This is a genomic window from Sphingobacterium deserti, assembly GCF_000757725.1.
GTDB classification, from domain to species: Bacteria; Bacteroidota; Bacteroidia; order Sphingobacteriales; family Sphingobacteriaceae; genus Sphingobacterium; species Sphingobacterium deserti.
This window is the reverse complement of record NZ_JJMU01000035.1, coordinates 1-24,417: the sequence shown is the minus strand read 5'-3', so window position 1 is coordinate 24,417 and position 24,417 is coordinate 1. Positions and strand designations below refer to the sequence as shown.

Genomic DNA, 24,417 nt, shown 5'->3' with positions numbered 1-24,417 from the left:
GCACTTAAGCGCACAATTATTTTACGCTTTTATGTAATACGCCGTTAATTTATCACTTTGTATCTCCCTGAAACAGTGAAAGGCATCTCCACTTGTTCATTAAATGCTACTCTATTGTAAGAAACATTCGCTTTTAGCGATACATTATCACCTACGATATTCAACGCTAGATTGTTTGGAAAATTATATCCTGCATTCTTCGCATAGTCACTATAAAATGCTTCCAGGTTTTGATTGGCGCCAACCTCTTGCAAAAGAAAATTGAATGGCCTGTTTTCTTTATTGATACGATATTGATAAGAAAGTTGGTCTTTCAGGCCAACGACAATAAATTCGTCTGTGGCGCTTGCTACTTGCACATTGGATGTACGCAACAGGCTGGAAGAAACATTCGCTAGCAATAAATCTTGCAAAGTCGCAAAATTAACCCCATTGCTCGTGTAGTTATAGATGTAATGGAAAGGCTTGGCAATATATTCCCCTTGCAACTTGTTTAAGATTTTGACGCTATCGGGCGTGATCAGTACACGAGCCACTTCTATCCCGAGTGTCGCGGTCACCGAAAGCCAAATGGCTTTGTCACGTTCAATGCGAATATTTAACGTAACATCATGCACCTGTTTGTTCAGTTCGACCTTTGTCTTGGCACGGCCAGAGAATGTTCTGAAATCCAGATTACTCAATTCAAAGCTTTTGATACTGGCCGCATGCTCCTTGCTCACTTCCTTCGGTGCATCATGGCTCGGTAAATTCACGCGTTTACGCGTTTTACAACCGGAGAGCAATAATGAAGCAGCAATAACAATGACAATCCCTTTATTCCACATAACTTTTCTTCTCCACTTTTGATTTCAATTTTTCTAAATCTAGGCTACTGCCCGCGTCTTGCATAGACAGTGCTTTTTGCCATTGCTTTACCGCTTCCTTTGTATTGCCGTTTTTATATAAAATATCGCCATAATGATCGTACAATACTGCCGATGGCGACGATCCGCGAACGGCCTTCTCAATCCACTTCAAAGACTCCTTGTATTTCTCTTGTTTAAATAATACCCAGGCATAGGTGTCTTGAAAAGTCGCAGACGACGGCTCCAGCTCATTGGATTGCTTTGAAAATTTCTCCGCAACATCGAGCTTTTCATTTCGTTCAGAGAGGTAGTAAGCATAATTATTCATCGCTGTAGCATTGGTGCTATCCAACTTAATAGCCTCTTCATATGCTACGTCAGACACTTCCGCCATTTTTAGCTTATGGTACAGATCGCCAAGCCCCGCATAAATCAAAGACTGCAAATACGTATTCTCTTGCCCACTGTTATCTAATGCTGATTCCATCATTTTCCGGGCATTATCCGTGTCATCCTTAACCATGTAGGCCAGTCCAGTGAAATAAAGTAACATTGGATTATTCGGATTAGACTCCAACGCCTCAAAACCATGCGCTATAGCGTGGTCAGCTTCGTTAAGTGCTAACTCTACGTTCATCAACATGCGCCATGCGTCGATGTGTCCTCTATTAATACCTATTGCCGTAAGAAATAGAGATCGTGCTTCCTGCAGCTTCCCCCGCCGCCAAAGAATATCGCCCTTGGCCACATGACTGTCCGCTACACGCGGATATTTAAGAACCAGGATATTAGCGAGTTCTTGTATTTGCTCCAGCTCTAGGTTACTCTTACCGCTCAGCATAGTAAACATCGCGCGATATTTGTCGGCGTAATCCACATTCGCGGATTCAAATGCTTGTTTCAAGGCGTCAAAAGCAGGTTTGGATTTCCCTTCGCCGGTATAGGCATCGGCCAAATCAAGGTACAAGAGATCATCCTTCGAATTGTTCAGGCCTTTGTTTAAGATCTCTACAGCCTTTTTTGGCTGCTTTTTATCTAAATAAATAAACGCGAGTGTGCTATACACCTGACGAATACTTGAGCTTTTGTCTACCCAAGGGTTCAATAGCGTAACGGCTTCATCTTGCCTTTTCGTGTCAACCAAGATTTCGGCCTTAATTACATCCAGGCTGTCAGACTTTCCGAATCTCTTTACCGCTTCGTCGTAGGACGCTAAAGCACCATCGGTCTGTTTTGTTGCGTGTAACAACATGATTTTCTCTCTGTATAGCGATGCATTATCCGGATAAACCGAAATAACACGATCCACCACCGGTATAGCGGCACTGAGATTCGCACTGCTTTTGTGTAATTCGACGAGATAATTCGCAAACAAAAGATTTTTAGGCTCAATTTCAAACGCCTTTTCGGCTAAAGGAATAGCGACTTCAAGATTTCTTGCTTGACCAAACAGCAAAGCTTTGGCATAATAAACCTCGGCAGCATCCGGATAATTGGCAATGATGGTATCGAGCGTTGCTATCGCTCCCGGCAAATCACCGATGCGAAGCTTGCTTTCTACAAGTGTTAAATCATTCTTATACGGTTTATCACCAACGACGACTTGCTGGCCCTTCACTTCTACCCCTAGGCTTAAGCCTATAAAAATCGCAATACCGAAACAGACAAACCTTTTGTTGATTTTCATTAATATCTTTTTTAAATATAAAATAGTGCTCTACTTTATAAAGATGACAAAAAAAAGCAAAAGTTTACTTATGTAATCTTAAAACATGTTAAATATTGTAAAGCTGATATGTCGAGCGATCAAATACGAGGTTTGACTATGCAAACCAAAAATCAAATTCTTTTTATAATGATAAAATAATATCGTACCTTTGCAGACCTCATTGTAGGGATTACAGGAGGATTGAAGATTTATTAATTAATTAAATAGAAGCAAGTGAATACGTTAAGTTACAAAACTGTCTCTACCAACAAGAACACCGTTAACAAAGAGTGGATTGTTGTTGACGCTGAAGGAGAGATTTTGGGGCGCTTGGCAAGCGAAATTGCGAAAGTAATTCGCGGGAAGCACAAGCCTACGTTCACCCCACACGTAGACTGTGGAGATAACGTGATTGTTATCAACGCAGACAAAGTTAGATTGACAGGAAACAAATTAGGCGACAAAGTTTATGTTCGCTACACAGGCTACCCAGGTGGTCAGCGTTTTGTTTCTCCAAAAGAGTTGTTGGCAAAACACCCTGAGCGCATTATTGAGAAAGCAGTACGTGGTATGCTTCCTAAAAACCGTTTAGGCCGTGAGCTATTCAGAAACCTTTTTGTTTATGCAGGTTCAGAGCACAAACATGAGGCACAGAATCCAAAACCAGTTAAATTTTAAGGAGAGCAATTATGTCAATAACTAACACTTCAGGAAGAAGAAAAACTGCTGTTGCCCGCATCTACTTAGCTGCTGGTAGCGGAAACATTACCGTAAACGGTAAAGATTTCAAGGAATACTTTCCAACATTGCCATTGCAATATATCGTTACGCAATCTACAGAGGTAGCGGGTGTTGCTGGAAATTTTGATGTAAAAGTTAACGTTCAAGGTGGTGGTGTCAAAGGACAAGCAGAAGCAGTGCGCTTAGCGATTGCAAAAGCTTTAGTCGAGCTTGACCCAGAAGCAAAACCAGCTTTACGTGCGAAAGGTCTTGTTACTCGTGATGACCGTATGGTTGAGCGTAAGAAACCAGGACGCCGCAAAGCACGTAGAAGATTCCAATTCAGTAAACGTTAATCAAAGGAGGATCAAAAAATGGCAAGAACAACTTATCAAGAATTATTGGATGCAGGTGTGCACTTTGGTCACCTTACACGTAAATGGGATCCGAAAATGGCGAAGTACATTTTCATGGAACGCAACGGTATCCACATTATCGACTTGAACAAAACACTTACGAAATTGGAAGAAGCTGCTTCAGCGATCAAACAAATCGTAAAATCAGGTCGTAAAGTTTTATTCGTAGCTACGAAAAAACAAGCAAAAGAAATCATCGCTCAACAAGCGAAAGACGTGAATATGCCTTTCGTAACTGAAAGATGGCTAGGTGGTATGCTTACAAACTTTCAAACAGTACGTAAGTCTATCAAGAAGATGTCTAACATCGACAAAATGCAAAAAGATGGTACGTATGACGTATTATCTAAAAAAGAAAAATTGATGATTCAACGTGAACGTATTAAGTTAGAAAACCTTTTAGGTGGTATCGCTGACTTAAACCGTTTACCGGCTGCTTTATTCATCATCGATGTGAAAAAAGAGCACATCGCTGTTGCGGAAGCAATCAAGTTGAACATCCCTACTTTTGCAATGGTGGATACAAACTCTGACCCTTCAAATATCGACTTCCCTATTCCTGCTAACGATGACGCTACAAAATCTATTAGCTTAATCGCTGGAATTATTGGGAAAGCTATTCAAGAAGGCCTTGATGAGCGTAAACGCGATAAAGAAGAGGATGCAGAAAAAGAAGCTGCTGCTGCAAAAGCTGCCGTAGATAATGGCGCAGAGGCTGATGCAGATGCTAACGCTGGAAAACGCCCTCGTAAAGCAAAAGACGGGGAATAATATCCTATAATAAGCCGGATAAACAGGTGTTAGCCTTTTGAAGTATAGCTTTAAAACGTCTACATGTGTTTGTCCGGTTTTTTGTTATTTAACAAAAGTTTAATGCCCAGGTTGCATAATATCAGTATACTTGAGGGGCATTTAGATTGTAAAATTTATTAAAGAAATAAAAACATGTCAGTACAAATTTCTGCATCAGATGTAAACAAATTGCGTCAACAAACGGGCGCTGGTATGATGGATTGTAAAAAAGCATTAGTCGAGGCAAATGGCGATTTCGAAGCTGCTGTTGACTACCTTCGTAAGAAAGGTGCTAAAGTTGCTGCTAGCCGTCAAGATCGTGATTCTAACGAAGGCGTGATTATCGCGAAAGCAACTGCAGATGGAAAAGCAGGTATCGTAGTAGAAGTAAACTGTGAGACTGACTTCGTCGCTAAAAATGCTGACTTCGTTGCTTTTGCTGATAAAATTGCAGACATCGCATTGAATAACAAACCAGCTTCTTTAGACGAGTTGAAAGCGTTGGAGATCGATGGTAAGAAAATTGCAGATGCATTGATCGAGCAAACAGGTGTTATCGGTGAAAAAATCGACGTTTCTAAATTCGAGACAATCTCTGGTGACAAAGTTGTTGCTTATATCCACGGTAACTACCGCTTAGGTGTATTGGTAGGTCTTTCTGCTGATGCTGCAGGTGCTGAAGAAGCTGGTAAAGATGTGGCTATGCAAATCGCGGCAATGAATCCTGTTGCTATCGATAAAGATGGTGTTGATTCACACACGATCGAGCGTGAGCTTGAAATCGCTAAAGAGCAAATCCGCGCGGAAGGTAAACCAGAAGAAATGGTTGAAAAAATCGCAGCTGGTAAATTGAACAAATTCTACAAAGAAAACACGTTGTTGAACCAAGAATTCGTTAAAGATTCTTCGAAAAACATCGCACAATTCTTAGATTCAGTAGAAAAAGGCTTGACAGTTACTGCTTTCAAACGTGTGCAATTAGGCGCATAGTTGGAAAAGTAGCATACTATAAAAGTTAATTTTTATGCAAAGCCCATGTTCATCATGGGCTTTGCTATTTTGGGGGTGTCACATTTATCAGGTTACGTTAGTGTCACCAAAGGGTGAGGCCTACGCGTACACAAATTATTCCCCTCGCTGTGCCTTCCACAACGCTTCGGCATCTTCTGCCAAACGCACGAATTCCATCCGATATCCTTCCTTATCTTCGCCCCTAGCCGCCCGCGCACGAGCGATAAGTGACGGGAAGCTCGCTTGCTGTTTAAACGCCGAATTGCGCAACAACATCCCAAATTCGGCCACCGCGGAAGCAAATCTAAGATCAGTTGACACCTTTTCAAATTCTTTTACTTGATCATTGACCAACGCCTGTTTTAGTTTCGATTTTTCCGTGTTTGCATCCTTATAGCGAAATTTAATCGTTGCGATCTCGCCTGAAAGTTGTCCAGCTTCCGGCGTCGGCGTTTTTTGATATTTAAGTGGATCTATCGATCCGATAACTGCGGAACGTGTTCCAGTCGGTACAATCTCGTAGAGTGCGGTTACAGCATGCCCCACACCCATATCGCCCCCAACTTTTGCATCGTTATTAAAATCTTCGGCGGCGAGCAATCTGTTTTCATATCCAACCAATCGGTAAGCTTGTACATAAGCCGGATTGAACTCCACCTGTATCTTCACATCTTTGGCTACGGTGAATAAGGTTCCGCCAAACTCATTGATAATGGCTTTGCGCGCTTCCGATATATTATCGATGTAGGCATAGTTACCACGCCCTTTGTCGGCAAGGATTTCCATTTTACTATCTTTATAATTTCCCATACCATAGCCCAGCATAGAGATATTGATACCGCTCTCGCGCTGCTTCTCAATGAGGGTTTCCATATCTTCATCGCTTGATGCCCCCACATTAAAGTCACCATCTGTTGCCATGATAATCCTGTTGTTACCATTTTTTATGAAATGCTCACGTGCTATCTGATAAGCTTTTATAATACCTGCTGCTCCGGCCGTAGAGCCGCCTGCTCCCAATTCGTCAATGGCATCCTTGATCTTCATCTTTTCGTCGCCGGATGTACTTTGCAATTTCACACCTGCCGAGCCCGCGTAGGTTACAATAGCTACCCGATCATTCGGCCGGAGCTGATCGACCAACATCTTTAGTGATGATTTAACCAACGGCAGCTTATTCTCATCGGACATCGATCCTGATACATCTATTAGAAATACAAAGTTTGATGCTGGCAATTTCTCCTTTGGAATATCCTTCGCTTTTAATGCTATCCGTAAAAGGCGATGCTCGGTATTCCAGGGTGCGCGCGTATATTCCGAACTGATCGCAACGGGATCGCCGTTGGTTGGTGATTTTAAATCGTATTGGAAATAGTTAATCATTTCCTCCACACGTACTGCGTCTGGGTTTGGTATGGAGCCTGCTTTCAACATCCGACGCACATTGCTATACGAGGCTGCATCCACGTCTGCTGCAAAGGTAGACAAGGGTTCTTTCAAAGGACTTTGAAAGGTGTTTTCGCTTATTTTGGCGTAGCTTTCCTGGCTGACCTGCCGTCTGGTGCGAACCATCCCACGTACCATTATATTGCTGCTCGACATTTTCAGATGAACCGGACTTGCGTTAGCAGCAACAACGACCTCCTCTAAAAGCATCTCATCTAGCTCTAGCGATATCTTCAATAGCTTTTCCTTTTTTAATTTCACTTCTTTCGCCTTGTAGCCTATCATCGATATCAATAATATATCGCCTATTTCGCCTTCTATCGTAAACTGGCCGTTTTTGTCGGTATGCTTTGATACAGCTGTCCGCTTGTTGAGCACAGCGGCACCAACAACTGCTTGATTCGACCCGGATTCAAAGACCTGACCTTTGATCTCTCCCGCAAAGCTGCTCCCAAATCCAACCAGGATGGTACACGGCGTGATTAGTATGATTATCTTTTTCATCGTTACGTATATTTTTGGTAACGGATGCAGAAAAATTATAATTTCCATAAGCAAGAAAAAAAAATTATTTTACCTCGGAAATATGAAGCGCTACACTTTGCCAGAACGAACAATGTCCGATGACGAATTGCTATCCCGATACAAAGCGGAGAGCGAGTTGACGATATTGGGAGAGCTGTACAACAGGCATAGCGAGATGGTGTATTATGTGTGCTTGCGCTACTTCAAAGATGCGGAGCGGAGTAAGGACGCCGTCATGCAGCTCTTTGAAGAGCTAATCCAAAAAGTAAAAAAGCAGGAGATTAAGGACTTTCCTAAATGGCTGTATGTGGTCAGTAAAAACCATTGTTTAATGGCACTACGCAGCAATAAGCAGCAATTCATAGTTCCCGTCGACGATTTTGTGGAATTCGCTGCTAATCTGCATCAAGAAGAAAACTATGCGGAAAAAGAGGAACGGTTATCGCTACTAGAAAGCTGCATAGAGAAACTTCCGGCGAAGCAAAAAATTACGGTCGATCTATTTTTTCTGCAAGAGAAATGCTACAAGGAAGTTGCGGAACTGAGTGGATACAACTTAAATGAAGTAAAGAGCTTTATCCAGAATGGAAAAAGAAACTTGAAAATTTGTATGGAGAGCAATGCAGGATAAAAAATTTGATATCGCATATATACGTCGCTACGTGCGGGGGGAGTTGTCTCCTAAAGAGATGCATGAATTGGAACGTGCTGCCGAGGCGGACGAGATGCTTATGGATCTCATTCTGGGCGTCGAAACGGAACACACACAACAGCTGCCGTCTCAAAAAGAAATGATCGAACGGGAGATTGCAGCACGGGTGTCACCAAGTAGAGGAAAAACTCGGGTGTTGCCTTGGCGATCGTTAAGCGTTGCCGCTTCGCTGCTTGCGGTATTAGGTATCTCCGCTTACATCTTTTTACGGTCGCCGCAGCCGCAAGAACACAACATAGCGGTCGAGAAAGCGGATCGTCCGGCCAGTCAGGAGCACACTCCTTCTCCACCATATAAAGCCGACAGCGTCGATCCATCAAACGAGCAGCCGAAGGAAACTCCACCCCAGCAAATTGCAGCGAGGAAGCCTAGCATAAAGCGAAATATTGAACCAACATCGCCCGACATCCGGCGCGATAGCAATAGCACAGGCGACGACCTTGCCAAAGACAGCGATGCGCTGCTTGTCGCGCTGGCGCCGAGCAATGCACTCGACGCCGTAGAGGTGACAGCAATGCGACCCGCCAGAAAGCAATCGGTAGCGAGCAATGCAAAGCGTATCCCAATCCGTAAGAGCAGCGTCAGCTTCATTCCCGAAAATACAGCTCAAGCTGTCGTATCTGGAAAGGTATTGGATGCCGAGACAAGCAGCCCACTCCCTCATGTGGTTATCAAGGACCTTATATCGAACAAAACCACATCAGCAGATAGCCTCGGTAGATTTACCCTGGTATCCGACTCGAACCAAGTCAACTTGGCGCTAAACTACGTGGGTTACGAACCTAAACAACTTCTTGTCGGAACATCAGCATTGGAAATCAGACTAAACCGCGAGAACAACAGCTTGGAGGAAGTCGCTGTATTACGTATCAAAAGAAGTAGCGCTAAGGGTGACAAACCCACGCCCATCGGTGGCTGGCGTAATTTTAGAAACTATATAAAGAAGGCGGTAAACCCGATGGGCTTATCCGCGGGAACTGTTTTACTCCGATTCGAGCTGGATAGCCAAGGCAATCCTATCAACATACAGGTAGAGCAATCTGTAAGTGCTACACATGATAAAAAGGCTATCCAACTTTTAAAAGATGGGCCTAAATGGGAAAAGGCTTTAGAAAGCCAAACCGCAAAAGTAAAAATAGAATTCTGATAAAAGTGCCCTTTAGCCAAGCGCCATGAAATACAAACAAATAAACAATAACTCGATCAATCAGATCATGTTGATCATTATTATTATTCTGATCTCGATCCTGGTTTTTAAAAACCTCTCCTATTACTTGCCTGGGTTCCTCGGCGCTATCACATTGTATATACTCTTCCGTAGACCATATTTCAGACTGACGGAGCATTACCGTTGGAAAAAATCGCTAACGAGCGTACTGTTTATCTTATTATCCATCATCTTTATTATTTTACCTATCTGGGCGCTCGTCGATTATATGGTTCCGCAGGTGAACCATTTTTTCAGCAACCAACAACAGATTATAGACAAATTCAATACCCTTAAAGTATATATGAGCGATAAGCCGTTTTTGAAGGATATAGACATGTCGGACACTGCGTTGCTCAACTTTTTACAACGGTTAACGCGGTACGTTCCAAACATCTTAAATTCTGTCGCGGAAGTGGCTGTCAATATTATCGTGACTTTTTTCGTGCTGTACTTTATGCAAGTACATGCTAAGCACATGGAATCGGTTTTATATAGGGCGATCCCTTTCAGCCCGGAAAGCAAACGCGATATATGGAATGAAGTCAATGTCATGGTGCGCTCTAACGCTATAGGTATTCCGATTTTAGGATTTTGCCAGGGTGTGGTGGCCATGATTGGTTATTGGATTTTTGGGATTGATAATTTCGTCTTACTGGGACTGCTTACTGGCATTTCATCTATTGTCCCTATTCTAGGTACAATGACCATCTATATCCCTATTAGTGCCATAACGCTAGCATCAGGCGAAACGGCCAATGCAATAGGACTTTTCATTTACTGTTTTATTTTAGTTGGTGGGATCGATAATGTATTGCGATTTACCATTTTAAAAACCATTGGTGATGTGCCGCCGATGATAACGGTATTTGGGGTATTGTTAGGGCTTAATTTATTTGGTATGCTAGGCTTGATTTTCGGTCCGCTGATTTTATCCTCCATAGGTGTGTTGATCAAAGTCTACAGCCATGAATATGGAAAGGGCGCACCACACAAGCCCCCACTTCTGCAGGAACACAATGACCGATTAAATGACGAATCAGAAAATAATACCGTGTAAACAACATCGCAAGAAACGGATTTTTTTTGCTTGTAAAAAAGCTGAAATTAGGATATGGAAAAGCAACAAGACATCTTAAACTTTAACCGAATAGCGGAAGCAATCGCTTTCGTGCAGGCGAACTATAAAAGCCAACCTTCCCTATCGGCTATTGCAAACCATGTGCATGTCAGCCCAGAGCATTTTCAAAGAATATTTCAGGAATGGGCAGGTGTGAGTCCGAAAAAGTTCTTGCAATATACCAGCATACAACATGCGAAACGCCTTTTAATTCAGGAACAGAGCAATTTGTTTGAAACCGCTTATCACACGGGCCTTTCGAGCACCAGCCGACTCCATGATCTTTTCGTCAAGATAGAAGGCATGACACCTGCAGAATATCAACTGGGCGGCAAGCAACTTCTTATCCACTATGCATCTTATCCTTCACTATTTGGGAATGTACTCATTGCATCAACGCCCAAGGGCGTTTGCTATGTGGCTTTTGAAAGTTCAGATGAAGATGTAAGACAATCACTGTTCAATCTGTATCCGCTTGCGACTTTTGTAGCGGAGGCGTCGGTTATCCACGGCGGTGTTTTGGCATTCTTTAACCGAGATTGGTCCGATTTGAAGGAGGTGAAACTTCATTTGCGAGGCACGCCATTCCAACTAAATGTTTGGGAGGCTTTGCTGAAAATACCTGCCGGTCAACTTTTGAGTTACCAACAAATAGCAAAAAACATTGGTAGAGGCACGGCGTCGCGTGCCGTGGGTACCGCAATTGGTAGTAACCCGGTCGCCTACTTAATCCCCTGCCACCGCGTCATACAAACCTCGGGGTTGTTGGGAGGATACCGCTGGGGCTTAGTGCGAAAGCGAGCACTTATTGCTTGGGAAAGTGCACGAATATTAAAAAATGAAGATGAAACTGTTTGAAGACCCCATCACTCCGGAAAAGAATCTGTTGCCTTATGACGGTGAGGTAAACTATTTCGGCAAAATATTTACAGCAAAAGATGCGGACAAGCATCTGCATCAATTACTCGAGGATCTAGATTGGCAACATGATCAGGCAGTGATTTTTGGCAAAATTGTAACAACGAAACGTAAGGTTGCCTGGTATGGCGATCATGCTTTTGAATATACATATTCCGGTATCTTAAAGCGTGCCTCGCCATGGCCGGTAGCACTACTTGCGATCAAAAATAAAGTCGAAGCGCATTGCGGGGCTCATTTCAACTCCTGCCTGTGTAACCTGTATAACGATGGCTCCGAAGGGATGGCTTGGCACAGTGATGGAGAAAAGGATTTGGAAAAACATGGAGCGATAGCTTCGGTCACTTTCGGTGCAGAAAGGAAGTTTGGCTTTAAACATAAGCGGGATAAAACACCGATTTATGTCCAACTGGAGCATGGAAGCTTATTAGTCATGAAAGGTGAAACGCAAGATCACTGGCTGCACCGACTGCCGCCGACGGTAAAAGTAAAAACACCTCGTGTGAACCTTACCTTCCGAACCATAACAAACTTCTGATCATCAACGCAGTGTCACAACGCTAAACTTTTGTTGTTTTATAATCATCTTCACTATGCGCAGATAATCTGCTGACATAATCTGTTTTCATTTTATGTAAATTGTTTCATAAAAATTTTGATATGAAACAGTTAGAAAATAAAGTGGCTATCGTAACGGGTGGCGCTTCTGGAATTGGCAAAGCGATCGTAGAAACGTTTTTAAAGGCTGGTGCGAAGGTAGTTGTGTCTGATCTGAATGAAACACTCGGCCATGAGCTAGTCAATGCCGATAAAGATGGACGGATTGTTTTTATCAAAGCTGATTCCTCATCGCCGGAAGACAATGAAAAAATCGTTAACGCCGCCATAGAAAATTTTGGAGCCTTGCACATTGCTGTTAATAATGCGGGTGTTGGCGGTGCTTCGGCAATTGTAGGCGAATATCCGCTGGATTCTTGGAACAAGGTTATTGACATTAATCTAAACGGCGTGTTTTATGGCATGCACTATCAACTTCCGGAGATAGAAAAAGTGGGTGGATCTATTATTAATGTAGCATCTATATTAGGAAGCGTAGGTTTTGCACAATCCTCAGCATATGTGGCTGCGAAACATGGTGTAGTCGGTCTCACGAAATCTGCCGCCTGGGAATATGGAACACGCAACGTACGTATCAATGCAATCGGGCCTGGCTTTATTTCGACTCCTTTAATTGATGATCATCTCGACAAAGAAACGATTGATTATTTAGCCTCGCAACATGCGATGCAGCGCTTGGGTAAACCAGAAGAAGTTGCTGAATTAGCATTGTGGCTGGCATCTGATAAATCCAGCTTTGTCACAGGTAGCTATTATCCGGTGGATGGAGGGTATCTTGCTAAGTAAGGAGAAGCCTTTGCTGTTCGTTGTATAGAGTTGTAATTACAACTCTATACTATTCATTATTCGCCAGTACTTCGGCAACCACAAAATTGCTGCCGCCAATAAATATAAGATCACCTTCTTGGTAATTATCTTTAGCAGCCTGCACAGCCTGGCTCACGGAATCAAATGCGAGGCCTATAAAACTGTACTTTGCTGCAGCAGCTTTAAGCTCTCTTGCAGGAAGCGCCCTCGGCATAGCTGGGCTAGTAAAATAATAGATCGCATCAGTAGGGAGCAACGGCAGCATATGATGGAGGTCTTTATCGCGCATGGCACCGATAACGATATGGAGCCGACTATAGTCCACCTGCTTAATATTGGACACGACAGCCCGAATGCCATCTTCATTATGCCCGGTGTCACAAATAATATGCGGCTGCGACGATAACGTCTGCCAACGGCCTTGTAAACCCGTGTTTTCTTGTACATGCAAAAGGCCATTAAGGACATCGGAATCGTTGATAGCCCATCCTTGAAACCGCAATTGATCGACAGCGGTTAATACGCCTAGCAAATTCCTTTGTTGGTATAATCCGGATAATTGCATAGTCCATGATTGTTTTATACCGGTTTTATTTTCCAGTACGTCGACCAATAAGCCTTCCTTCCCTTGCTTTGTGTTGACCACATTAAGCTCTTCCGATGCGAACCTCAGGGGTGCACCTAAGGATGATGCTCGCTGCTCAAATACACGCGCAATTTCTTCGTTCCGTTCCGAAACGATCACTGGTATTGCAGGCTTTATGATACCCGCTTTTTCAAATGCAATTTCTTCTATGGTATCACCTAATAGATTCATGTGGTCTAAACCTATGTTGGTGATAATGCACAGCTCAGGCGTGATCACATTCGTACTATCTAGCCGCCCCCCTAGCCCTACCTCAATAATGGCAATATCCACCTGCTCTTTGGCAAAATAATCAAAAGCTAAAGCAACAGTGACTTCGAAAAAAGATGGTTTGATTGTCTCGATGAGGGAAAGGTTCTTGCTAACAAAGGCTAAGACTTCATCTTTGGGGATCATTTGTCCGTTGACACGTATGCGCTCGCGAAAATCTACCAAATGGGGCGATGTATATAAGCCGGTTTTATAGCCTGCACAGGCAAAAATAGAGGCGAGCATATGCGAGGTAGATCCTTTGCCGTTTGTGCCCGCGACATGAACAGATTTGAATTGCTGTTGTGGGTTACCTAGTTCCGAACAAAAACGAAGCGTATTGTCTACATCTTTCTTTATTGCGCTTGCGCCATCACGTGTAAACATGGGCAATCGAGCATATAAATACTCGATTGCCTCATCGTATGTCTTCATCATGAAATTTAAACTATCTCAACTTGAAATTGAACAAAATAACACCGGTTTGTGAATCTGGGGCATTAGGGAGTTGATTTAACCTAGCGCCCATCACGGCCCTTTCACATTTCTCAAGGAGGCTACGACTGGAGATTGTCGTACCACGTACACCAGCGCGAGCATACGTTACTGTGCCGCTTTTGTTCACTTTAAATTCTACCGCAACGCGTCCTGCTTGTTGCCCATCATCCTGAATTCTTGGTGGAACCTCAAAACGGCGATTAGCGATTGTGAGCATCATATTGCCATCGCCAGATCCTCCTTCGCCGTAATTGCTCGCCAAAGGATCGCCAAGGTTACTACCTTGGTTTCCCGCTGTCGAACCTGTACCATCGCCAGTACCCGTTGCGTTGTTCTTTTTGCCTTTATACAGTGCATTTGGATTAACCGCGGGCTTTGCATCTTTCTTCGCTACGGTCGCTACATCAGCATTTGCTTTTACGGGCTTTTCATTTTTTGGAACAGCCGGCGCATCTTCAACATCCTGCGTGGCCACCACTTTATCGGCTACCTGTTGTGAGGGTGTAGGAACCGGCGTGGCAACTGGATCGATTTTATCAGGCTTTACATTGTTCGCATTTTCGTCCATCGAAGGCTCGTCAACACTCATGTAATCATCCCCCATGCCTTCTTCTGAAGTACCGTAATTGACAACGATACCGCCCATACCATAACGCGGCACATCCCCTCCAAAGACTACAAAAAATGCAATCAACACCAATATCCCCATTACGGCCGTAGATAATCCTATGGCCTTTGGTAGATTATTTTCCTCTTGCGATTGGTAATACATGCTTTTTTAAATTAAAAAGTCAAAATTAAAAAGTCAAAAGTTAGAAGTCAAAATTAAAAAGCGAAAAGTCAATAACGTATTGCGACGCTCACTACGCATTACTCATTACTCAATACCCTCTAATCTTTCTTTGGCTCTGTCGCTAAAACCAACTTCACCTTGTTTCTATTTGCTACATCCATTACAGATATGACATTCTGAATAGGCACCGAGCTATCTGCGTAAAGCATGATAGTTAATTCTTCGCCGTTTACAATCTGGCTTTGGATTAATGGTTCCAGCTGGTCTAAACCGACGGTTTGTTTATCAACATGGTAATTTAAATCCGCTGTTATAGAGACCGTCATCGTCTTCTTTGCCACAGACTGCTCGCCAGCGCTAGACTTTGGTAAAAGAAGCTTTACCACCTGTGGGTTTGCTACTGCAGACGCTAGTAGAAAGAACAACATCAAGAAGAACATGATGTCGTTCAACGCTGCTGTGTGAACTTCCGCCGTAGGCTTATGTCTTCTATTTCTTAAATTCATCGTTCAAATTGAAAATTAAAAAGTCAAAATTAAAAAGTAAAAAAGTCAAAAGTGATAAATCACAGGCTTAAACTCAACAAGTTATAACCGACTTTGACTACTTATTTCCTGCTATACGCCTGGCTCGTCCAAAAGATCGATAAATTCTACAGAATCTGTTTCCATACGTAAGATCACGCGCTCCACCATCATGTTGAGGACGTGATAACCGATATAGGCTAAGATACCAACAGTAAGCCCGCTGGCCGAAGCAATCATCTTTACATAAAGACCTCCAGATACCGATCCAATATCAATACCGCCCGCTACTTCCACATCGCGGAAAATTTGGATTACTCCGAATATCGTTCCCACGAATCCTAGCATGGGTGCAATACCGGCAACAATACCGAGTATATTGATGTTTTTCTCTAGTTTTGACACTTCCAATTTACCCGCGTTTTCTATCGCGCCTTCGATATCTTTTATCGGGCGACCAACTCTAGCAAGCCCCTTCTGAAGCATGCGTGCTAATGCGGAGTTGCTGGAACGACAAACAGCAATAGCCGCGTCCAATCGTCCAGACATCACATTACTTTTAATTTGAGACATCAAACCCGAGTCAGTTTTTGAAGCTTTGCGAATGGTAATGTAGCGTTCAAAAAAGATAACCAAGGCTAAAAACAAAAGGAAAATAATTGGAATCATAATCCAACCTCCCTTCATCAACAACTCAATAAGGTTTAGATTTTCATCTGTTGTTGCTAATGCTACCGCCTGCTGTTGAACCGAGTTCACAGAATCCACCGTTAAATTCTCTTGTATTAATGACATAGTCTTGTTGCGTATATTTTTGTTATCAGGTTTATGTTATTTCTATTATCAATTTATTTTGTCTGGCCATGCATCTTTTTCGATGTTTTTTCGAACATACTGAAGCGCCGTCTCCATTTCTTGTTTCGTTTCATAGGAATCCCAGATCACTTTTTTCTTATTTTTCGCCATATTACTCGGTATTACCCGAACCTTATCATAGCCTTTATTGTGCATTGCCGCGGCGTGTTCCTCCGCTTGATCAATTGTGCGGTGTGTGCCGATCACAATTTGCCAATTATGCTTTTTATTTATCACTTTTTGGGGAACCTCAGCTACGGGAGTTGTATTTATTACAGTGTCCTCCAAAGTTCTAGCGAGCGAATCCTCACGCATAGTGCTATCTACATTCACCATAGCGGGAGCAGCTGACTTTACAGTATCTTCTGGCGCTTCTACGACAATAACGGCATTTTCCGAGGTTGATACCGTACGGTTAAAATAATACAATGCAGCTATGATGCCTAATGCCAAGACAGCGATCACAATATACCAAAGCGCATTGCCACCTGTCCGTTTAGCACTAAACCTGTCGTTCTCAAAAAACGGTTGCAGGATCTCTTCAGGGACAGGTTGTTGTTTTGGAACGGCAGCTTGCTCTATTGGAACTGTTGTTTCCGACAATCGCTCCGTCTCGACATCTTGCAAAAGAGGATTACCAGCGGGTTTTATCCCTTCCACAGGTTCGTAATTAAATCCTGAAAGATCAAGTGCTTTAAATACGTAGCCTCCACCATAGCTAACTAAATAACCTAAATCATCTAATTTCGCCTGCCCCTCTTCTTGGATACTATGCAATAGCGATTTAACGGCTAAGGAAACCTGATGCTCTGCCGACTGCAGGTCTATCGACTCCAATTGGGCAAAATATGCGATAAAGTCATGCCCGCGTGTACTAGCTTGGTCAAAATCTATATAACTGATTGGAGGAAGATAGATATCACGCTTTTCATCATACGCTGCGGGCGTATGGTTCCGCTTAAAAGCGCCCAAGCCTTTGATAAAGACTTCTGGCTGTCGTTTTAACAGATTATGTACGTTCTTTCCTAAATTCATCCTACGTTATACTTGACTGCAAAGTTATGATCTTCCGGCCTTAAAATGAAAAATTTAAGCCTCCAAGGATGTTAAAACCTAATCTTGGGTAGTACAAATACGTTTGATACTCGGTATTCAAGATATTATTAGCCTTTACAAACAGTCCTAATTGCTTCGTTGCTTTGTATTCAGCGCCCGCGCTTAAATCGAAAAATGACGGTACTTCCGCTCTCACGTATGGGATAGACGTAATCACATCGCCTGTTGCAGCATCATAATCATACGCTCTTGAATAGGATACACCATGAAACAGCGCTTCCGCATCGATATATAGTTTTTCAGAAATATTGAAGCGTGCATTAGCTGCCAACCGCATTTTAGGCGTGTGCCATACTTCATCCTGCTGTGCCGCGGTATATTGATCGATGTTCAATCGACCGCCTAAATTAACGAGCTTCGATAGTCGAACGTTAATTTCACCCTCTATTCCAACGTGCTTAACGGATTCATCGCCGTTTCCATCGTAAACAAGGTCAAACTGAAATGGCGTTTGCATATTGTTAACAAACAATGGTAAGCCCTCCAGCTGGCGATAAATGGCTTTAACCTTATAGCCAAATGTTGCACCAGCATTACCTTTGATCCCGCCAAAGAAATTTAAGCGCTCGACCATATTCTGAATACCCAGGTTGGGGCCGATGAAAGGATTCTGACGAGCAAAATCGCGATAGGAGGCTTTCTTAACGCCCCCGTTCACGCCCCCGAAAATATGGAAATATTCCGGAGCCAGAGCAAAGTCGATTTCCGCTGAAGGAAAAATATTGAAACTAGTACTATCCCCAAATTCAGGAACAAAGTTAGCGCCTAATGTAATAGCGTAGTTATCTCCTTTAAAACGGATATACGGGTTCAACGTCGCCAATGAGTTTTTCGTTTGTCCGTTGACACCACTATTGGGTGTCCCGTCTACATTGTTCACATCTACACTTAGATTGGCACCGATGTTGAATGTGCGGACGCGTTTGTTGAAATAAGCGGATACAGCAAAGGAGGTTTCCTTCGCATCAAACCTATCGCTGAACGAATAAGCATCTAGTTTTGCCGAATAGCTGAAAGCATCTTCATTTTCTGGATCGTAGTTGCTCGTTAGCTCGCCCGTAAAGTAGATATCATTAAAGACCTGCTTTTCTGGCGTTGGATTTAAGGAGGTAACGCGATCATTCGCAAGCGGAATACCGTAAAAGTTTGTTCCGTAGCGATTGTACCCTATCGTTCCATCAACCGTAAACATAGGAAGGATACGGCGACCGAACACACCAACTTCTTGCCGTGAGAAGCGTTGCCCTTCAAGACTACCTTTTTGGCTCAAATGTTTAACAAAACCACCTACACGTAAATCTTCATACTCATCATAAGAAAAATAGCCCTCGCCTAAGATGCTGTTAAAATTTCCTAAACCAAATTTCACATAATTGCTACTCTGGTCTTGCGCCTGCGAGAATGGCGTCTCCTGCACATCAAGCTCCTTTAACCCCGTGTTGATGTCTAATTTTTTGTCTGGAACATTCCCGTAGGTGAGTTTAGGCATATAACTACGCTTATTTGTCATATCAGGGCTCCGACGTATTTTAACAGCATCTGCAAGAATAGGTTTATAATCACGGACGACGTCAAAGGAATCGATAGTAACAGGTTTTTGAGGATCGGTTTGCGCATATCCCTCAACACCTAAACCAAGCAAAAACGCAACGACTGCGTAATTCTTAAATACTGTTTTATGCAATTTCATCATGCTATCCTATTCTTGTTATTTCAATTTTCCTAAACGAGACTTCGCCTCTTTTAATACATCATCTTTATCGTTATCGTAATTTTCGATCACGCTTTCTAATGTTGATTTTGCTTGGAACTTATCCCCTTTACCCACGTAGGCATCAGACATCAAGATAAAACCCTTCGCCACCCAATAATCATACGAAGAGAATGTGTTTGAGATATCAAACGCGGACTCGATCGCCTTATCGTATTGCTTTGCTTTCAACTGCTGCTCTCCAACTCGGTAACGTGCTTCCGCTCCTGTTACCGTTTTACTTTTAAGCGCAGCAAGATTGAATTCCTTCAAGGCATCAGCGGCCTTACTGGTAGCGGCATATGCTTTCCCGGAATACAGGTGTGCCAGCGCAATATCTTCTTCCGACGACTTTTCATAGTTCTTAACTAACTTCGCATAGTTTTGCGTTTCGACGTAATCTCCGATATTGAAGAAGCTGATCAATAGATTGTTGATAGCAAAACCGTAATTTGCTTTGTATTCCGATGTCAACTCTAATTTGCGTAGCACCTGAACCGCCTCATTGTATGCTTTATTGCGCAAATGTAATCTCGCAACACTCATTAACGTTTGCTCCGTGTAAGCGCTCGTCCAGTCATTCATGATAATATTGAAATCATGAATCGCTTCTTTATCCTTCTTAAGCTGCGCGTAGCTTTCGCCACGTATAAAACGCGCATGTTTCTCCTGTATTGGTTTCGGAAACTTATCGAAATAAGCATTGATAGCCTCCACCGCACCTTGGTAATTTCCCCGGTCGAACAACGTTTTTGCAACGCCAAAGGTGTGCGCATCTTGTTGTGCAGTACTTAAATCGCCAATATTTGTGCTTGTTGCATAACGGATGTAACCTGTTGCATCGCCTTTATCCAGGTAGATGTTTTCGATAGATAATAAAGCCTGCTTTGCTTCGTCGGTTGTAGCGTATTGATCAACGACGCGCTGAAACGTTGCTAAGGCAGCATCGTTATCGTCTTTATTGTACTGCACCAGACCGATGGTTACAAGCGCACGTGGCACATAGCTGCTTCGTGGATATTCCTCGACCATCGCTTGCAAACCGGATATAGCGGTATTGTAATCACCCATCAAGAAGTACGTATAAGGCACTTCAAAGGCCACGTCATCGGCATAGTTGGACTTTGGAAATTGCTTCACTACGGAATTTAGTGTAGCAATTTTACCATTGTTGTCACCCTGCAATCCCTGAATAATACCTCGTTGGAATAAAGCGTAATCCTGACTTGGTGCTTTCGAGCTAATCAGTCTATTGTAATACTCTAAAGCGCGTCCGTAATTTTTCATTCCAAAGTAGGAATCCGCCAAACGGGCTACAGCATCATTACGCGTATTGATTTCGATGCCATCCTTACCACCTGTAGACAGGAAGCGTTCGAAGTAATTTGCCGCGGTATTGTAGCGATCATTACGGAATGCCGCATAGGCCAAAGCGTAATTCGCATAGCTATAGACATCTGTATTCCGCGCTGCTGGCAACTGCAGGAATTTGTTAAAGTTCGTTACGGCTTCGCCATACTTACGAACCTCATACATCGCTTCTGCCTTCCAATAGGTCGATAGCGCATAAATTTCCTCGTCGTATCTATTTCCTTCCGAGCGGATGAACATGGAGATCGCATTTTCAAATGCGCGTTCATTGTAAAATTCTAAACCCCGGTAGTAAGTAACCTTTTGGTATGCAGCATTAGCGTCACGGCCACGTTTGCTGATACCTTCCAAAATATCAACGGCTGCGCGATAATTCTTGGTACTTAATAGCACCTCTGCCAATAACGTTTTTGCGTCTTCAAGACGCGCAGAGCGTGGATAGGTTTCCAGATACTCTTGGGTTGCGTCCAATGCCACTTGATGAAACTCCAGTTCGTAGGATAGTTTCGCATAATTAAATAGACCGTCCTCTTTCAACTCTGGATCAAAATCAAGTTTCGAAGCCCTGAAAAATGCATTTCTTGCGCTCTGCTTATTGCCCGTTTTCAGGAAGGAGTCACCTAGCGTAATCATTGCACTTTGGTAATACGCATCCGGCTCATTCAGCTTTTCCAGTTCCTGAATTGCCTTTTGGTAATCGCCTAATTTGTAGGCTATGTAACCTATTTGGTAACTATCTTGGTTGTTTTGCGTCTTCCCCTGATCTTGCGCCTGAAATTTGTCGTAATAATTTTTGGATTTTTTAAGATCACCTTGGATAAAGTACGTCGCTGCAACAATACGGAACATCTCCGTTTCATGTTCTTGCTTAGTGCGATCGAGTATCGGCAATGCATAACTTAATACATCATCATAGCGTTTATCTAAAAAGTAAAGCGCTGTGATATAGTAAGGATAGCTATTTTCGTAAGTCTTGGAACCTTCTAAACGTTCAAACTCGTTTAATGCGGTTTTATATTCTGCGTCTAGATAAGAAAGGTATGCGTAATAGTAGATTGATGCCTCTTGATATTGACCTTTCTCGTCTTTAAGTTTTTCAAAAACAGGTTTCGCCGATGCATAGTCATTTGTCATAAACTGCGCGTAAGCCAATTTAAAACGGTATTCGATATTTTCTGCGCCTGCAAGGTTTTTGCTATCAATTTTTTGAAACCACTCTATTGCTTTTACGTAATCTTTTTTTGCATAATATGACTTACCAATCTGAAAATAGGCGGCTTTTGAATTTGCGCTCGCGGGGTAATCTTTGATATATTTCAAAAAACGAGATTCCGCATCAGAATCGCCCAATTCTAAGGCGCAAATTGCCTGATAAAAACGGACGTTCTCTTTTAATAGCGTCAACTCTTCTGTTTCATCCAACTGAAGTGTAGACTTTGTACGGATGTCTTCAACCCGATCAAATTGCTTAGCAGCCGAGCTATACTTACCTCGCTCAAACAACTCCATTCCAGATTTGTAAGCATTGTTTACTTGTTGCCAGGCTGTCTGCTGTGCAAACGAAACCGAGCCCATTAAACTCAATGCTACACCTACACCATAAATTTTCTTATTCATACTGATGAATTATTCAACAACTTATCTTCACGTAAAAAAATGAAATAGCACACCAAAAAAGGCGGACAAATTCAGGAGACTAAATTAAAACTAATGTTTCACGTTTTCCTCAAAAGTTCTTAACACCTGTTAGTAACTGTCCTATATAACGTATATATCACCAAAAAAATATGCCCAACTTCAGAAAGTCGGGCATATTTTTTTTGCACACTGACAGTGAGTTTGTTACCCTCGTTGCCCGGCCAATAAATAGAGTACGGCCATACGAACGGCGACCCCGTTTTCCACTTGATCGAGTATGATGGAATGCTTACTATCTGCTACGTCAGAGGTGATTTCGACACCGCGGTTAATCGGGCCGGGATGCATAATGGTTATTTCTTTATCGAGCGAATCCAAAATCTCTTTATTTAATCCATACAACATAGAGTACTCTCGAAGCGATGGGAAATAAGCGATGTCTTGTCGTTCCAGCTGTATACGTAACATATTGGCCACATCGCACCAATTTAGCGCTTTGCGCAAATCATGTTCTACCTTAACACCCAAAGAACCGATGTATTTAGGAATAAGCGTGGTAGGTCCGCATACCATGACTTCTGCCCCTTGTTTTTGTAGACACAAGATATTTGACAAGGCCACACGAGAATGCAGAATATCACCGATAATAGCCACTTTCCGCCCGGCCATATCACCATGCCGCTCCCGGATAGAGAAGGAGTCTAGCAACGCTTGAGTGGGATGTTCGTGAGCGCCGTCACCCGCATTAATGATCTGTGCGTTTACGTGCTTGCTCAAAAAGACGCCTGCACCGGCGTAAGGGTGCCGCATAACGATCATATCCACTTTCATCGCTAAAATGTTGTTCACTGTATCGATCAAGGTTTCGCCCTTACTTACTGAAGACGACGATGCAGCAAAATTGACAATATCTGCAGAAAGACGCTTTTCAGCAAGCTCGAACGAAAGGCGAGTTCGCGTAGAATTCTCGAAAAATACATTCGCAATGGTGATATCTCGAAGGGAAGGCACCTTTTTTATGGGCCGATTTAACACTTCCTTGAAATTTGCCGCCGTATCTAAAATAAGCTGAATATCGTTTTCTTTCAGGTCTTTTATTCCTAAAAGATGTCTTGTGCTAAGCTGCTCAGTGGTTGTTGACATGTTATGTAGGTTTTCTAGCGCTTTATTCTTTCTCTAAAAAGATCTGTTATATTTTTGAAACACATGGAAGACGTCGAGATTGATCCGGTCGATGACTGTTATAACGTTTTCTTCTCTGTTACCAGGACAATACTGTCACTGCTATCGACTTCCTCCCAATTGACAATCACTTTTTGTGAATCAATGGAATCCACCTGAATACCAATATAGTCCGGCTGAATGGGTATTTGACGTGAGAAACGACGATCGACCAATACCAAAAGCTCCATTTTTCCAGAACGGCCAAACGTTTGTATAGCATCCATTGCAGAACGGATAGTACGGCCCGTCCATAGCACATCATCGATAAGCACGACCTCTTTTCCATCGACAATAAAGTCAATTACCGTACTATTAGCAGCAAGCGGACTTGCCCCTTTCATTCTAAAGTCGTCTCGGTAAAATGTGATATCCAATACCCCAAGCTGCACATCACGGCCCGTCATATTGAACAACTCTTTCTGTATTCGCTTTGCTAAAAAAGTACCTCGAGGCTGAATTCCGATTAATACGGCATTGGAGAAATCGCCATGATTCTCAATCAATTGTTGACACAGTCGTTTGATTGTAATCTGAAATTTGGCTCCTTCCAATAAAATCGATTGTTTCATTATGGGAATGTTTAGGCAAACTTACGTTATTTTTTTCAATAACGCCACTTTTTGGGGGAAAATGGGTAGTGCGTAATGGGTATTGAATAGTGCGTAATGCGTATTGAGTAGTGCGTAATGCGTATTGCGTATTGCGAAAAGTTCAGGTATTTTATAGTTTATCGCTTCTTTCCATTATTAAACGAAATGTCGCTTTTGAAGGAGTATTGCGTAATGCGTATCGCGTAGTGCGAGAGGTTTAAGTTTCCCATACTTTATCGCTTCCAACCAATGTTAAACGAAATGTCGCATCGAAAGCTTTGCAATATGTAATCATCTGCCACAGCACAAACCCTG

22 protein-coding genes are annotated in these 24,417 nt (G+C 42.7%); 10 read left to right on the top strand and 12 right to left on the bottom strand.

The window, feature by feature from the left end; translation table 11 throughout:
- Nucleotides 1-44: 44 nt before the first annotated feature.
- Entirely contained in the window at nt 45-827 is a 783-nt protein-coding gene (gene lolB1, locus DI53_RS11615; RefSeq protein ID WP_037499465.1) for a lipoprotein insertase outer membrane protein LolB1, read from the bottom strand.
- Nucleotides 817-2,535, bottom strand: a complete 1,719-nt coding sequence (locus DI53_RS11610) for a tetratricopeptide repeat protein (RefSeq protein WP_052072355.1) — start codon at nt 2,533-2,535, stop codon at nt 817-819. Before DI53_RS11610 ends, lolB1 begins: the two co-directional genes overlap by 11 nt.
- Nucleotides 2,536-2,790: 255 nt before the next feature.
- Between DI53_RS11610 and rplM the strand changes: the two genes are divergently transcribed.
- The 4 genes from rplM (at nt 2,791) to tsf (ending at nt 5,474) form a co-directional block, all read left to right on the top strand.
- Nucleotides 2,791-3,234 carry a 50S ribosomal protein L13 gene (rplM, locus tag DI53_RS11605; protein WP_037499462.1) on the top strand — a complete coding sequence of 148 codons (444 nt, stop codon included), beginning with the start codon at nt 2,791-2,793 and terminating at the stop codon, nt 3,232-3,234.
- An 11-nt stretch (nt 3,235-3,245) separates the two neighbouring features.
- Nucleotides 3,246-3,632, top strand: a complete 387-nt coding sequence (rpsI, locus tag DI53_RS11600; protein WP_037499459.1) for a 30S ribosomal protein S9 — start codon at nt 3,246-3,248, stop codon at nt 3,630-3,632.
- A gap of 18 nt (nt 3,633-3,650) precedes the next feature.
- A complete protein-coding gene (rpsB, locus tag DI53_RS11595) occupies nt 3,651-4,463 on the top strand; it encodes a 30S ribosomal protein S2 (RefSeq protein ID WP_037499456.1) in 813 nt (270 codons plus the stop codon).
- 174 nt (nt 4,464-4,637) lie between these two features.
- Nucleotides 4,638-5,474, top strand: a complete 837-nt coding sequence (gene tsf / locus DI53_RS11590; protein ID WP_037499453.1) for a translation elongation factor Ts — start codon at nt 4,638-4,640, stop codon at nt 5,472-5,474.
- Nucleotides 5,475-5,609: 135 nt separating this feature from the next.
- Here tsf and DI53_RS11585 read toward each other — a convergent pair whose 3' ends face one another.
- Nucleotides 5,610-7,445, bottom strand: a complete 1,836-nt coding sequence (locus DI53_RS11585) for a YfbK domain-containing protein (RefSeq protein WP_037499451.1) — start codon at nt 7,443-7,445, stop codon at nt 5,610-5,612.
- 82 nt (nt 7,446-7,527) lie between these two features.
- On the opposite strand from DI53_RS11585, the gene DI53_RS11580 reads away from it, so the two are divergent.
- From DI53_RS11580 to DI53_RS11555, 6 genes are all read left to right on the top strand, one after another.
- Entirely contained in the window at nt 7,528-8,097 is a 570-nt protein-coding gene (locus DI53_RS11580; RefSeq protein ID WP_052072358.1) for an RNA polymerase sigma factor, read from the top strand.
- Complete coding sequence (locus tag DI53_RS11575; protein ID WP_037499448.1) at nt 8,087-9,325, top strand: carboxypeptidase-like regulatory domain-containing protein; 1,239 nt, start codon at nt 8,087-8,089, stop codon at nt 9,323-9,325. Before DI53_RS11580 ends, DI53_RS11575 begins: the two co-directional genes overlap by 11 nt.
- Nucleotides 9,326-9,350: 25 nt before the next feature.
- Complete coding sequence (locus DI53_RS11570; protein WP_081939440.1) at nt 9,351-10,445, top strand: AI-2E family transporter; 1,095 nt, start codon at nt 9,351-9,353, stop codon at nt 10,443-10,445.
- 54 nt (nt 10,446-10,499) lie between these two features.
- Nucleotides 10,500-11,363, top strand: a complete 864-nt coding sequence (locus DI53_RS11565) for a methylated-DNA--[protein]-cysteine S-methyltransferase (protein ID WP_037499445.1) — start codon at nt 10,500-10,502, stop codon at nt 11,361-11,363.
- The gene (locus DI53_RS11560) at nt 11,344-11,961 is read left to right on the top strand and encodes an alpha-ketoglutarate-dependent dioxygenase AlkB family protein (RefSeq protein WP_338056442.1); all 618 of its coding nucleotides are present in this window, start codon (nt 11,344-11,346) and stop codon (nt 11,959-11,961) included. The genes DI53_RS11565 and DI53_RS11560 overlap by 20 nt, the downstream gene beginning before the upstream one ends.
- Nucleotides 11,962-12,083: 122 nt before the next feature.
- Nucleotides 12,084-12,827 carry an SDR family NAD(P)-dependent oxidoreductase gene (locus DI53_RS11555; RefSeq protein WP_037499440.1) on the top strand — a complete coding sequence of 248 codons (744 nt, stop codon included), beginning with the start codon at nt 12,084-12,086 and terminating at the stop codon, nt 12,825-12,827.
- A 49-nt stretch (nt 12,828-12,876) separates the two neighbouring features.
- Here DI53_RS11555 and DI53_RS11550 read toward each other — a convergent pair whose 3' ends face one another.
- The 9 genes from DI53_RS11550 to pyrR all read right to left on the bottom strand — a co-directional run bounded on the left by DI53_RS11550 (nt 12,877) and on the right by pyrR (nt 24,081).
- The gene (locus DI53_RS11550) at nt 12,877-14,181 is read right to left on the bottom strand and encodes a bifunctional folylpolyglutamate synthase/dihydrofolate synthase (protein WP_338056441.1); all 1,305 of its coding nucleotides are present in this window, start codon (nt 14,179-14,181) and stop codon (nt 12,877-12,879) included.
- 10 nt (nt 14,182-14,191) lie between these two features.
- The gene (locus DI53_RS11545; protein ID WP_037499435.1) at nt 14,192-15,013 is read right to left on the bottom strand and encodes an energy transducer TonB; all 822 of its coding nucleotides are present in this window, start codon (nt 15,011-15,013) and stop codon (nt 14,192-14,194) included.
- A 119-nt stretch (nt 15,014-15,132) separates the two neighbouring features.
- Complete coding sequence (locus tag DI53_RS11540; RefSeq protein WP_037499432.1) at nt 15,133-15,540, bottom strand: ExbD/TolR family protein; 408 nt, start codon at nt 15,538-15,540, stop codon at nt 15,133-15,135.
- Between the two features lie 111 nt (nt 15,541-15,651).
- Nucleotides 15,652-16,353, bottom strand: a complete 702-nt coding sequence (locus tag DI53_RS11535; RefSeq protein WP_037499428.1) for a MotA/TolQ/ExbB proton channel family protein — start codon at nt 16,351-16,353, stop codon at nt 15,652-15,654.
- A gap of 48 nt (nt 16,354-16,401) precedes the next feature.
- Nucleotides 16,402-17,448 (bottom strand): HU domain-containing protein, encoded by a 1,047-nt coding sequence (locus DI53_RS11530; protein WP_037499426.1) that lies wholly within the window; start codon nt 17,446-17,448, stop codon nt 16,402-16,404.
- Nucleotides 17,449-17,488: 40 nt separating this feature from the next.
- The gene (locus DI53_RS11525) at nt 17,489-19,222 is read right to left on the bottom strand and encodes a porin family protein (RefSeq protein ID WP_037499423.1); all 1,734 of its coding nucleotides are present in this window, start codon (nt 19,220-19,222) and stop codon (nt 17,489-17,491) included.
- 15 nt (nt 19,223-19,237) lie between these two features.
- Entirely contained in the window at nt 19,238-22,267 is a 3,030-nt protein-coding gene (locus DI53_RS11520; RefSeq protein ID WP_037499421.1) for a tetratricopeptide repeat protein, read from the bottom strand.
- 225 nt (nt 22,268-22,492) lie between these two features.
- Nucleotides 22,493-23,431, bottom strand: a complete 939-nt coding sequence (locus DI53_RS11515; RefSeq protein WP_037499420.1) for an aspartate carbamoyltransferase catalytic subunit — start codon at nt 23,429-23,431, stop codon at nt 22,493-22,495.
- A gap of 98 nt (nt 23,432-23,529) precedes the next feature.
- Nucleotides 23,530-24,081: a bifunctional pyr operon transcriptional regulator/uracil phosphoribosyltransferase PyrR gene (pyrR, locus tag DI53_RS11510; protein ID WP_037499418.1), complete on the bottom strand. Its 552-nt coding sequence runs from the start codon at nt 24,079-24,081 to the stop codon at nt 23,530-23,532.
- Nucleotides 24,082-24,417 lie beyond the last annotated feature (336 nt).

Coding starts and splice junctions, on each gene's coding strand:
- DI53_RS11570 (WP_081939440.1), top strand. CDS start 9,351: ATGAAATACAAACAAATAAACAATAACTCGATCAATCAGATCATGTTG.
- DI53_RS11560 (WP_338056442.1), top strand. CDS start 11,344: ATGAAGATGAAACTGTTTGAAGACCCCATCACTCCGGAAAAGAATCTG.
- DI53_RS11515 (WP_037499420.1), bottom strand. CDS start 23,431: ATGTCAACAACCACTGAGCAGCTTAGCACAAGACATCTTTTAGGAATA.
- DI53_RS11555 (WP_037499440.1), top strand. CDS start 12,084: ATGAAACAGTTAGAAAATAAAGTGGCTATCGTAACGGGTGGCGCTTCT.
- DI53_RS11540 (WP_037499432.1), bottom strand. CDS start 15,540: ATGAATTTAAGAAATAGAAGACATAAGCCTACGGCGGAAGTTCACACA.
- DI53_RS11575 (WP_037499448.1), top strand. CDS start 8,087: ATGCAGGATAAAAAATTTGATATCGCATATATACGTCGCTACGTGCGG.
- lolB1 (WP_037499465.1), bottom strand. CDS start 827: ATGTGGAATAAAGGGATTGTCATTGTTATTGCTGCTTCATTATTGCTC.
- DI53_RS11580 (WP_052072358.1), top strand. CDS start 7,528: ATGAAGCGCTACACTTTGCCAGAACGAACAATGTCCGATGACGAATTG.
- rpsI (WP_037499459.1), top strand. CDS start 3,246: ATGTCAATAACTAACACTTCAGGAAGAAGAAAAACTGCTGTTGCCCGC.
- DI53_RS11520 (WP_037499421.1), bottom strand. CDS start 22,267: ATGAATAAGAAAATTTATGGTGTAGGTGTAGCATTGAGTTTAATGGGC.
- rpsB (WP_037499456.1), top strand. CDS start 3,651: ATGGCAAGAACAACTTATCAAGAATTATTGGATGCAGGTGTGCACTTT.
- DI53_RS11535 (WP_037499428.1), bottom strand. CDS start 16,353: ATGTCATTAATACAAGAGAATTTAACGGTGGATTCTGTGAACTCGGTT.
- DI53_RS11545 (WP_037499435.1), bottom strand. CDS start 15,013: ATGTATTACCAATCGCAAGAGGAAAATAATCTACCAAAGGCCATAGGA.
- tsf (WP_037499453.1), top strand. CDS start 4,638: ATGTCAGTACAAATTTCTGCATCAGATGTAAACAAATTGCGTCAACAA.
- DI53_RS11610 (WP_052072355.1), bottom strand. CDS start 2,535: ATGAAAATCAACAAAAGGTTTGTCTGTTTCGGTATTGCGATTTTTATA.
- DI53_RS11550 (WP_338056441.1), bottom strand. CDS start 14,181: ATGATGAAGACATACGATGAGGCAATCGAGTATTTATATGCTCGATTG.
- DI53_RS11525 (WP_037499423.1), bottom strand. CDS start 19,222: ATGATGAAATTGCATAAAACAGTATTTAAGAATTACGCAGTCGTTGCG.
- DI53_RS11530 (WP_037499426.1), bottom strand. CDS start 17,448: ATGAATTTAGGAAAGAACGTACATAATCTGTTAAAACGACAGCCAGAA.
- pyrR (WP_037499418.1), bottom strand. CDS start 24,081: ATGAAACAATCGATTTTATTGGAAGGAGCCAAATTTCAGATTACAATC.
- DI53_RS11565 (WP_037499445.1), top strand. CDS start 10,500: ATGGAAAAGCAACAAGACATCTTAAACTTTAACCGAATAGCGGAAGCA.
- DI53_RS11585 (WP_037499451.1), bottom strand. CDS start 7,445: ATGAAAAAGATAATCATACTAATCACGCCGTGTACCATCCTGGTTGGA.